At 46.7% G+C, this 10085-nt stretch carries 12 protein-coding genes and 1 pseudogene; 5 read left to right on the top strand and 8 right to left on the bottom strand.

The annotated features are described in order from the left end of the window. The 4 genes from BUA14_RS26155 to BUA14_RS28240 form a co-directional block, all read right to left on the bottom strand. Window positions 1–573, bottom strand: a 573-nt coding sequence (locus tag BUA14_RS26155; protein ID WP_207649568.1) for a glycoside hydrolase family 25 protein, incomplete at its 3' end; no start/stop codon positions are given. Window positions 574–577: 4 nt separating this feature from the next. Beyond that, complete coding sequence (locus BUA14_RS26150; RefSeq protein ID WP_072775272.1) at window positions 578–874, bottom strand: hypothetical protein; 297 nt, start codon at window positions 872–874, stop codon at window positions 578–580. Between the two features lie 149 nt (window positions 875–1023). Continuing rightward, window positions 1024–1554, bottom strand: coding sequence for a hypothetical protein (locus tag BUA14_RS26145; protein ID WP_072775271.1), 531 nt, complete (start codon window positions 1552–1554; stop codon window positions 1024–1026). Window positions 1555–1655: 101 nt separating this feature from the next. After that, window positions 1656–1793 carry a hypothetical protein gene (locus tag BUA14_RS28240; RefSeq protein WP_178371821.1) on the bottom strand — a complete coding sequence of 46 codons (138 nt, stop codon included), beginning with the start codon at window positions 1791–1793 and terminating at the stop codon, window positions 1656–1658. Between the two features lie 300 nt (window positions 1794–2093). Here BUA14_RS28240 and BUA14_RS26135 point away from each other — a divergent pair, with 300 nt between their 5' ends. The 4 genes and pseudogenes from BUA14_RS26135 (at window position 2094) to BUA14_RS29045 (ending at window position 4715) form a co-directional block, all read left to right on the top strand. Beyond that, on the top strand, window positions 2094–2372 hold the full coding sequence (locus tag BUA14_RS26135) for a hypothetical protein (RefSeq protein WP_072775269.1): 279 nt from the start codon (window positions 2094–2096) through the stop codon (window positions 2370–2372). A gap of 36 nt (window positions 2373–2408) precedes the next feature. Beyond that, entirely contained in the window at window positions 2409–3059 is a 651-nt protein-coding gene (locus tag BUA14_RS26130) for an ImmA/IrrE family metallo-endopeptidase (protein ID WP_072775268.1), read from the top strand. Window positions 3060–3178: 119 nt separating this feature from the next. Further along, on the top strand, window positions 3179–3406 hold the full coding sequence (locus BUA14_RS26125) for a hypothetical protein (RefSeq protein ID WP_072775267.1): 228 nt from the start codon (window positions 3179–3181) through the stop codon (window positions 3404–3406). Between the two features lie 65 nt (window positions 3407–3471). Further along, window positions 3472–4715: pseudogene (locus BUA14_RS29045) on the top strand (tyrosine-type recombinase/integrase). 16 nt (window positions 4716–4731) lie between these two features. Here the strand turns inward: BUA14_RS29045 and rlmD are convergent. Next, a complete protein-coding gene (gene rlmD / locus BUA14_RS26115) occupies window positions 4732–6075 on the bottom strand; it encodes a 23S rRNA (uracil(1939)-C(5))-methyltransferase RlmD (protein ID WP_072775266.1) in 1344 nt (447 codons plus the stop codon). A gap of 400 nt (window positions 6076–6475) precedes the next feature. Here rlmD and BUA14_RS26110 point away from each other — a divergent pair, with 400 nt between their 5' ends. After that, window positions 6476–7879: an MATE family efflux transporter gene (locus BUA14_RS26110; protein ID WP_072775265.1), complete on the top strand. Its 1404-nt coding sequence runs from the start codon at window positions 6476–6478 to the stop codon at window positions 7877–7879. On the opposite strand, the gene BUA14_RS26105 is transcribed toward BUA14_RS26110, so the two are convergent. From BUA14_RS26105 to BUA14_RS26095, 3 genes are all read right to left on the bottom strand, one after another. After that, window positions 7867–8244, bottom strand: coding sequence for a metal-dependent transcriptional regulator (locus BUA14_RS26105; RefSeq protein ID WP_072775264.1), 378 nt, complete (start codon window positions 8242–8244; stop codon window positions 7867–7869). The genes BUA14_RS26110 and BUA14_RS26105 overlap by 13 nt on opposite strands. A 98-nt stretch (window positions 8245–8342) precedes the next feature. Further along, the gene (locus BUA14_RS26100) at window positions 8343–8759 is read right to left on the bottom strand and encodes a 2-thiouracil desulfurase family protein (RefSeq protein WP_072775263.1); all 417 of its coding nucleotides are present in this window, start codon (window positions 8757–8759) and stop codon (window positions 8343–8345) included. Further along, window positions 8756–10075, bottom strand: a complete 1320-nt coding sequence (locus BUA14_RS26095; protein ID WP_072775262.1) for a CynX/NimT family MFS transporter — start codon at window positions 10073–10075, stop codon at window positions 8756–8758. Before BUA14_RS26095 ends, BUA14_RS26100 begins: the two co-directional genes overlap by 4 nt. Window positions 10076–10085: the final 10 nt, after the last annotated feature.

Below are 10085 nucleotides of genomic sequence, written 5' to 3'. Positions count from 1 at the left end.
AATGTCCTTACTCGAAATAACAGCATTTAGATCCAGGCTGCCATTGTATCCCGGCAGACTCCCCTTATCCGTGTATTGGTGGATGTCGCAAGGATAAGAGGGCTTTGAGTTCCTGGTCCCATCATTGCGCCCATAATGCGGAATCCACACAGCGTCAAATTCAGCCACATTGACGTTAAACTGGCCATAGAGATGGTGAGCAATATACACCCCCACTTTGCCGGCCCCCAGTGACCTTAGCCACCGTTGATAAGCAGATACCCCACTACGCATATCCGTCATGGACTGCTCCTCCACGTCAAGCCACCACATAGCCGGATTAAATTCCTTAGCCCTGTTGTAAAAAGCCGTGGCCTCTGCCTCCATCTCAGCAATGGTTTTGCCGCGAACCCAAGCGTATACGGCCACCGGCACACCACGCTTTTGTAGCTCTGTGATGTGCGTTTTATAGTGTTTGTCCTGGTATGCCGAACCGTACTGGATCCGGACAATAGCAAGGCTAAGCTGCTTTGCAAATGTGCCATAGTTAATCGCGGACGGGGCTTGCCACTCGGAAAGGTCAACGATATGCACATCCTCACTCTCCTTTCTGCTCAATACGGTCAATTCGCTTGTGAGCCTGTTTGGACGACTCTTCAACCCGGGTAAGGCGCTCCCCCATGGCATCCATCCTCTGCCCCTGGGCACGCTGTTCTATGCGGATATCATCCACTCCGCGCTTGAGGTACTCCATATCAGTACGGAGGGTTGTGTCCAGCTCTGCATCTTTTCTCACTTCGTTCTTAGCCTCCTTTGCCTTTGCCGACCAGCCTAAGATGATTCCAGACAAAGTTGCCACAATTCCAATGAGGGCCGTAATGATTGTAAAATCCAAATGCCTCACCTCTCTTATATGTTATGGACATCCCGTCATAATGGTGACTACCCCAGCGCCCTACTCCCCGTCACCTCTCGGGTTTCGGGCATGATTTGGGGCAATAGAAAAGCCCGAAGATTATTCTCCGGGCCAGATAAAAGGCTCTACTAATTTGCTATTACATAGTAAGCTGTGCTTCCTGGATTAGTGGTTCCTCGTATACTCGGGAAACTGCCGAAGGCATATACTTCGTATAGTTTCCCTGGAGTAAACCATTCTGCAGGAGGCAGGGCAATTTGAGTGTTTGGTCCGTACATGCTTGCCCCATCACCTGTTATTGGGAGTACCGGCGAAATCTTAATGGTACTATTGCCACCTATTTGATTACCTGCACTATCAACTTCACGGCTTATAATTTGATAATTTGTGCAGGTACTTGAATATTTCAGGACAAGAGGCAGACTCCCCGTGGTCCCTATCATGTTAGTGCTATCGAAACTTCTTACCGCAGTTATTGGATTACTTGGAGTACTGGTATAGGCATCGCCATGCAGACTCTGGTAAATGATTGCACAGTATTCGCCATTTGGACCTGGATTATTGTAGGCGAAGACATTACTCGCACCCACCAACGAAAAGGCGAGTGCCAATATCATGGTAAAGATCATTGGTAACTTTTTAATTTTGGAGATTCTCATAATTCCACCCCTTCTATTTTGTTGGGGGTGCGCACCCTTAATTTCAGCTTATGCTCGTCTCAAAATTGTGTTACCAAAATTTCACTATTTATAACAAACACTTACTCAGCAATCAGCTCTTGCTTACCATCCGCGACTAAAATCGCGTCGATGTCCGCTTTAAATTGAGGATATAAACTTACTACCGCCACATAATCTAATTTCCCCAACATGATACGCATTGCAAAATAAGCTGCCATTTTACATACCTCCCATCAATAAATAGTCTACTACATCCTGTGTGATTGATAATTGGGGCTGCGTGGTTGCCAGTAAGGTTTTTAACGCTTCGTTCTCGGTAAGTAGAGCGTTATATTTGTCATCCGCGATTTTCACAGGGTCCACAGTGAGGTGGACGGAGATCCGGTTCCCTTCAACATGCTTGTAAACGCTTTTTACACCGGTATATTTGGAGGTGCTCAGGGCAACGTATTCCTCTCCATAAGCCCTCACCTCTTCGCCGGTGACTTCGTCAACGTGAGAGACTTAATGAATATGCAATGCACGCTCAGATAGATGCCGGAAATCTATCTAGAATATTAAATGGGCAGCAGAAACCATCTCCTGAAACACTTAAAAAGCTTTCTGAAAAGGCTTATAACGATATTACGTATGAACAGTTGATGGAAGCAGCAGGTTATATCAGTAATACAAATAAAGAATCTTCATCAAGTGATGGTATTCCCTCTGGTATATACCTTCGCCTTGCTAAGGAGGCTGAGGAAATGCAATTGTCAAACGACGATCTTAATCTTATCATTGGAATGTTTAAGATTTAAAAAAGCCAATGAATAGACATCGAGAGGAGCAAATAAATGACTAAAGCTGAGCTATATGCTTGGGTAAATGGTGCAAGAAACACTCTTTCACTTTTCTCTTATCCAATTGATTCAAAAGAGTTTGCAAGTCGCTACAGTCAAATTTCTCTTGAAGAGCTTGATTTTTCAAGTACTCAAATCGGTGGTATTCTGAAAGGCGAGAAACACAGTTTTATTGGACTTAATTCGTGCAGAACTTATTTTGAGCAAAACTTTGATTGTATGTATGAATTATTTCACTTTTGGAAGCACCCAATTAACACGTATACTTGCCTTTCAGTTCCGAGAGACACCTACTTAGAATGGGAGGCTAATGAAGGAGCAGCAGAAATGCTGGTTCCATATTATAAGTTTATCCCTGAGGTTTGCGATATATATCATCACATTACCAACAACCATCAACAGATAGACTATCTAAATTATTTTGCTCAAAAATATTTTGTTACTCCGAGGGTCATTCAATTCAGAATTAAGAGTTTGTCGTATGAACTCAGTCAATATATAAATGGCGTATCTTTAAGCAACCTTAAAATAATTTCAAAAAAGCATCAGGAACGCCTAGGCATAAACGTCCCCGATTTCTCTTTATATCTTGATTTTGGTTATGAACTTGAGTGGGATTCTGTCATCGGTGGCATTAACCGTTAAAAACATATTTTAAGCCATCTCAGGGTGTCATCAACCTTTGCAAAGGTATTTCTAAGATGGTAATACCTTCACAGGTTGGGATACAGAACACTAGCATTATCTTTAAAGGAGGAGTGTGTATGCAAGAAAGCAAAAAAGATCCTTTCGCCGCAGGAAAAAACCTGCCTATAAGCAAGGCTGCAGCAATTATGGGCAAAAATCCTCAATTCATCAGGGTCTGCTTGCAACGAGAGCTGTTGCCGTTTGGAATAGCTGTAAAAACAAGTTCAAAGTGGAGCTACTACATATCTCCATCAAAATTCTATGATTATGTTGGCATAAAGAATCCAGATCAAGAAGAATCATAATCTCTAAATTTTTTTACCCATCACCGGAACGTATGTTCCACAACTGAAGGAAAGGATGTGCTACTATGGAAGGCCATGTAAGAAAGCGCGGTGAGAAATGGTATTACTCTTTTGAAGCCTCCAGCGTTGATGGAAAACGCAAGCGTATAGAGCGTGTTGGCGGACGCACAAAGAAAGAGGCTGAAGCTGCTCTGAGAAAAGCGCTTCAAGCATACAACAATGCAGGATTACATTTTGAGCCATCTGAGATATCAACTTCGGATTATATGGATTATTGGTTCAAGAATTATGTTCTACTTAACTGCAGGCATAATACTCAGCAGGCCTACGATGTCATTATCCGGGTTCATACCAAGCCGCAGCTTGGTATCTATAAACTCAGATCTTTAACACCTGCCATACTTCAAGAATTCATAAACGGAAAATTCATAACCGGACTGAGCCGGCATAGCCTCATCAACATTATCTCGGTGCTTAATGGGGCTTTTGATTACGCCGTCTATCCTGCTCAGTTTATCGAGGATAATCCGATACGATATGTTAAACTCCCGCGCTATGAACATACAAAAGGAGAAATAGATCGGAGAGTTATACCCGATGATGAATTTGATCAGATCCTTGAACACTTCCCTGCAGATACCCCCTACTATATTCCTATTATGATTGGATACCACACAGGATGTCGGATCAGTGAAGTCATGGGCCTAACTTGGGAAGATATAGACTTGGATAAAGTATCGTTAGCGTAAACAAGATTATCTATAAACGTAAGCCACACTGGTATTTTGGTCCCACTAAAACAAAATCTTCCGTTAGAGACATTAAAGTTGGAAAAACACTGTTCAGTGCTCTTAAGCAACATAAGAAACAGCAACTCGAACACCGGCTTAAATACGGTCCGCATTACGTGCAGCAGTATGAAATTGAAGAGAAAGAAGGGAATAATACTCTGCGCAGAATATTATCTCTCCCGGTATCTGTAGATCCTGGTGCCGTGAGGTCTGTTGACATGGTATGCACAAAGGAAAATGGAGAAATAGTAACCCCGGACACTTTTAAATATGCATCCAGGGTTATACATTATGAACTCGGTATTCTGTTCAATTTTCACTCCTTACGGCATACTCACGCCACAATGCTGATTGAGAACGGGGCCAATCCTAAAGACGTTCAAAAGCGCCTCGGACACTCCAGGTTGGCAACCACGATGGATACATACACCCATCCAACAGAGCAGATGACTGATAACACAGTGGCGATATTTGAAAAGCAACTTTGCCAACGCAAACAAAATTCCGTTGGCAAATAATCCATAAGCGGGTTTTTTATTGTCCAAAACCATTGATTTTACTGGAAAGTAGGCAAACAGTCTCCACACTCACTGTCCACGGAAACATATCCACCGGCTGCACTTCAGCCACCTGATACCCACCGTTCTGCAGTATACCCAGATCCCTGGCCAAGGTCCCCGGATCGCAAGAAACATAAATGATCTGCTCCGGCTTCAGTTCCAGCAGCCCCTCCAGCACTTTCCGGTGGGCTCCGGCCCGGGGTGGATCAAGGACCACGATATGGGGACAGTCACTGATCTGCTGAAAGGTGTCCTCCACTTTGCCGGCCATAAACTCCACGTTATTCACCCTGTTGCGCTTGGCATTTTCCCTGGCATCTTCCACAGCATAGGGATTTTCTTCGATTCCCCAGACCTTTTTGGCCTTGGCAGCTAAAGCCAGGGTAATCGTTCCGATTCCGCAATAAAGATCCCAGACCACCTTCTCGGCGGAAAGCTCCGCCCAATCCAGTACCCTGTTGTAAAGTTTACGGGTTTGAACCGAGTTCACCTGCAGAAAGGCCAGCGGGGAGATCTTAAACTCAGCCCCCAGCACATCCTCGGTAAATTCTCTTTGGCCGACGATTTGCTCCGGCTCTCCCGAACTGTTGATACTCCAAACCGAGCGGATTCTCCCGCCCATCTCTGCCCATATTTCAGCTCCTTGGGCATCCTTCAGGGAGTCCAAAATCAACATCCCTTCCCCCCGAGAATTTTCCCGGAAGGTCAGCGCGTTCAGGTCAGGAAAGAAACTTTTATCCTGTTGGCCCAGCAGCGTCTCTGCTTCCCGGACCCATCGGTTCATCGATTCACTGAGCAGAAGGCAATCAGTGAAGGGAACTGTCGCTTTGCTCTTTTCCTGATAATAGCCAAGCGTATTCCCCTCTCCGCGATGAAGCCGCGCTTTGTTCCGGTAACGCCAGGGTTCATCCATACCCAAGGTTGGATGAACTGTGACTTTTTCCAGGGGGATTTTGCCGATCCTGGTCAGAGCATCTTCTACCCAGCGCTTTTTCCAGAGCAAGGTCTGGGCATAATTGAGATGCTGCAGCTGACAACCGCCGCATCGACCGAAGACTGAACAGGGCGGTTCCATTCGCTCTGCCGAGGTTTTGCAGAAGCTCAGCAGTTGACCTCTTTGCCAGTTTTTCTTCTCTTCCACGATGCGAATCTGCCCTGTCTCCCCCGGCAGTAATCCGGAAACGAAGGTAGCCTTTCCTTCATGATATCCCACCCCGGAGCCATCTGAAGAAAGGCGCAGACATTCTATAGTGATCGGACGATGGGTATCGGCCGATTTCTTAACCATAGGTTTTGTATCCATTGAGTTTTTGCTCACAGAGTTGCCTCCCCCACACTATTTCAGTTCATTGTAAACCAAAAGAAACCCCTCTGTCCAATTAGAGATGTGAGAATGATCCTCATTTTCTTGTTGACAAAGAAAGATAACAGCGTTATCATACTATTGTTATATAACGTCGTTATATGCTAATAGTATCATCCTCTACTGACAACAGGGGACGCAATGGCGGAACAAGATGCAATGACTGAACAACCGGGCAGAATAAATCATATTGCAGGAAGGAGGGATTTTATACGCCCAGCTCCGGGTCCTGGAGCTTTAACTTGGTACAAAAATTTTTTACCCCCAAAGTTAGATTAATCTAACTAAAAGAAAATCCCCGCTGCACTTTCCCAGAAGCGGGTTTCATTTTAAATGGAGAAGGGAGAATTTAAGAATGGACAATACATTAGTGGAGGAAAAAGAAAAGCAAAAGCATTTTATCTTATCCGGAAACCTCTGGAAGGTTATGGCTGATTTATCCTGGCCGGCGATTGTGGCCATGGTGTTATACGGTATGAATTCCGTGATGGATGCCTTCTTTGTCGGACGGTACGTGGGCGAAGCCGCTCTGGCCGGGGTTTCTGTGGCTTATCCTCTGTCCCAGATCAGCGTCGCTTTCGGCTCTCTGATCGGAGTCGGTGCCGGCTCGGTTTTAAGCATCGCCCTGGGTGCCAAAGACAGAAAGACCCAGGAACATTTGCTGGGCAATGTCAATTTTCTTTCTATTATTGTCACCGCTATTTATATGCTTCTGGGCCTGCTGTTCTCCACCCAACTAATCGCTATGATGGGCGGTAGAGGTGAAGCCCTCATACTGGGTGACCAATACTTCCGCATCACGATTTACGGTGCCTTCTTCTGGGTATACGGGTTGGCCGGCAATATGATCATCCGGGCGGAAGGTAAAATGAAAACTGCCGCGGTGATGATGGGCTTCGGTCTGGCTGTGGACGTCATCTTTAAATATCTGTTCATCGTTGTATTTCAATGGGGTGTTGAAGGGGCGGCTTGGGCAACCAATATCGGCATGTTGGTCTACACCCTGGTCAGCTGGATTTATTTCAGCAAAGGCTGGGCAACCTTTCACTCCAAGCTGGCTTCCCTTCGCTGGGATCAAAAGATCGGAACTTCCGTGCTGCGGCTGGGGGCTTCATCCCTAATTATGAGTGTCATGAGCCTGGTTCAGGCTATATTCGTCTTCAACGCCTTATCCAAATACGGCACAACATGGGATGTGGCCTTCTACGGTGTGGTCTACCGCATCTTCACTTTCCTGCTGACCCCTATTTTTGGCCTGATGCGCGCTTTGCAGCCGGTGATCGGCATCAATTACGGTGCCCGGCAATATGACCGTGTGATCAGTTCCTACAAGATCTTCGCCGTAACTGCTCTGGTATTGACGCTGCCTTTCTGGCTTTTATCCATCGCCATCCCCGGTCCTATTCTGGGCCTGATGATGAAGGATGCAGCCTTCAGCGGTGCAGATCTCCTGTACTTCAGAGTGTATATGGCCATTTTGCCGGTGCTGTCCTTTATCTTTATGGCCATGACCCTCTTCCCATCTGTGGATAAAGGCAAACCGGCGGCCATGATCGGTATCGCCCGGCAGTTGGTATTTTATGTTCCTGTCATGATCTTTTTGCCCAAAGCAATCGGCGTTGCAGGGATTTATTACGGTTCACTGGCCATTGACGCCGTCATCATCCTCTGGACCCTGTTCATGGTGCGCAAAGAGTTTTCCCTGCTGCGTCAAAAAGCCCGCTCCAATAAGCCGGAGGGCATAGCCTATCCCTTATAATTACGCAGAAATTCCTCCATGGCTTGTATGGAGTCGTTGCTGATTACATGTTCGATGGCACAGGCATCCACGCCGGCCGTATCGGCGTTCAGCTTCAAAACCTTAGTAAAAAACTTTTCCAGTATGCGATGCTTATTGGAGGTAAGCTTGGCTAGTTTTCGCCCTTCGGGAGTTAAAAAGATCTCTCCATACTTTTCATTAGTAATCAGGCCCTTTTCAGAGAGGGTTGCCATGGCTCTGTTGGTGCTGGCTTTGGTAACGCTGAGCCGTTCGGCTATGTCGGATAGCCTGGCGCCGCTTCCTTTCTCTGAAAGTTCATAGACTGCCTCCAAATAATTTTCCATGGTAAAGGTCAGTTTTGTCATTTTACACCCCTCATTTTTTAAGTTCCAGGTCATTACTGCCAAAAAACACTAGAGCTAGCCTCGATTTTCTGTCTTGGCAAAATCGGGGCTTTTATTATTCAGAAGTCTCCGGCATCCATCACCCGATACCCTGCATCCCTTAATGCCTGAGCAAATAGTCCCTGACCTGCAATGAGCTTCCCCGTAAAGCTCCCATCATATACTGTCTTTACGCCACAAGTCGGGCTTCGTGATTGGAGGATGGCGAAGTCTATTTCTTCATCCCTGATAGCCCTTAAAGCCAATGCCACTCCCCGGCGATATAACGCGTCCACATCGGCTCCGTTTTCGTCGATTATTTTCCCCTCCACCATCTCTGCACAGGCCCTGGGGGTTCCCATGCCCGCCATTATCTCCGGACATATTTCCATAATTTTTTTGTCCTTTAGATAATCGACTACTTTGGGGTTTAAATTATTGCCGCCGTTATATTTGCAGTTGTGTCCCAGCAGGCAGGAGCTTACCAGTATCTTCATAATCGCCCCCCTCTATTTTTCACAGTTGCACTGATATACCGATCACCTGATGCACAAAAACCGGTAACCCAGCAGAGAACAGCGACGGCGATCAGAATGATCAGGGGCATCGTCCAGTTAGCGGTTAGATCATGCAAATATCCAAAAAACATGGGGCCGAAGGCAGCCAGGAGATAGCCAATCGATTGCGCCATTCCGGAGAGCCTGGCCGCTTCATCCGCATTTTCCGTGCGCAGGCTGAAGAGCATCATCGCCAGACTGAAGGTAAATCCTCCCCCAATTCCCAATATGATAATCCATAAAAAGGTCAGCCCTGACCCGCCCCAAAGGATCAGCCCCGAAAGCCCTATGATCACGCACACCGAACCGAAAGTCACCAATGAATGCTGGCTGGCCTTGCGCCCGGCAAGAACAGAGCCCACAAAGGTCATGGGGATCAGGGCCAGCTGCATAAGGGAGAGCATCCAGCCTGCTTGACCGGAATTCATCCCCGCTTGAATTAAAATGTCCGGCAGCCAGGCAACCATGCAATAAAACACCATGGATTGCAGCCCCATGTACAAAGTGACCTGCCAGGCCAGAGGCGATTTCCACATGTTTATGCTTTTTACATCTGCTCCTTGCGCCCTATTCCTATGCTTAACTTCTTCAGAGCGTCTATGGGTTTCTGCTTTGGCCTCCCTAATGATGGATTCTCCGGCAGCTGAGCTTCCTTGACTGTTCCGCCTTAACTGGGGAATCCAGCAGAACATGGCGATCAGGCTAAGTACCGCCCAGATCCTTAAGGCCCCGGTCCATCCTAAGCCCAAGCCCACCGCTAAGGGAATACTGATACCGGAGGCCAGTGCGGCAAAGGTATTCATCGAGACGGTGTAGACACCCGTCATCACTCCGACCTGTCTGGGAAACTCTCTTTTTATTAGACTTGGTATCAATACATTGCCCACTGAAATGGAAAGTCCCAGAATTGCCGTTCCCAGAAACAAACCGAAACTTCCCGACCAGGAACGCAGAAGAATTCCAACGGCAAGAATGACAATGGAGCCAAACAACACCCGTTCTATCCCAAATCTGCGGGCCAGTCCGGGAACAAGGGGAGAAAACAAAGCGAAGGCAAACAGGGGCAGGGTGGTCATCATACCCGCTAAGGTGTTGGAAATATGCAGGCTGTCGCGCATTAAGCTGACCAAAGGTCCAACTGAAGTCAAGGGTGCCCGCAGATTGGCTGCGAGCAGGGCGATTCCCAGGATCAAGATTAGGGCTGTTCTATTTGGCGAAGATGAATGCTGTATTGGTTTAGTGCTTAACTGATTCATTGTTCTATGT

Origin of the sequence: Desulfitobacterium chlororespirans DSM 11544 (assembly GCF_900143285.1) — a bacterium.
In the GTDB taxonomy this organism is placed as follows: domain Bacteria; phylum Bacillota; class Desulfitobacteriia; order Desulfitobacteriales; family Desulfitobacteriaceae; genus Desulfitobacterium; species Desulfitobacterium chlororespirans.
The sequence above is the reverse complement of the archived record's forward strand: the minus strand, read 5'-3'. Positions and strand labels throughout refer to the sequence as shown.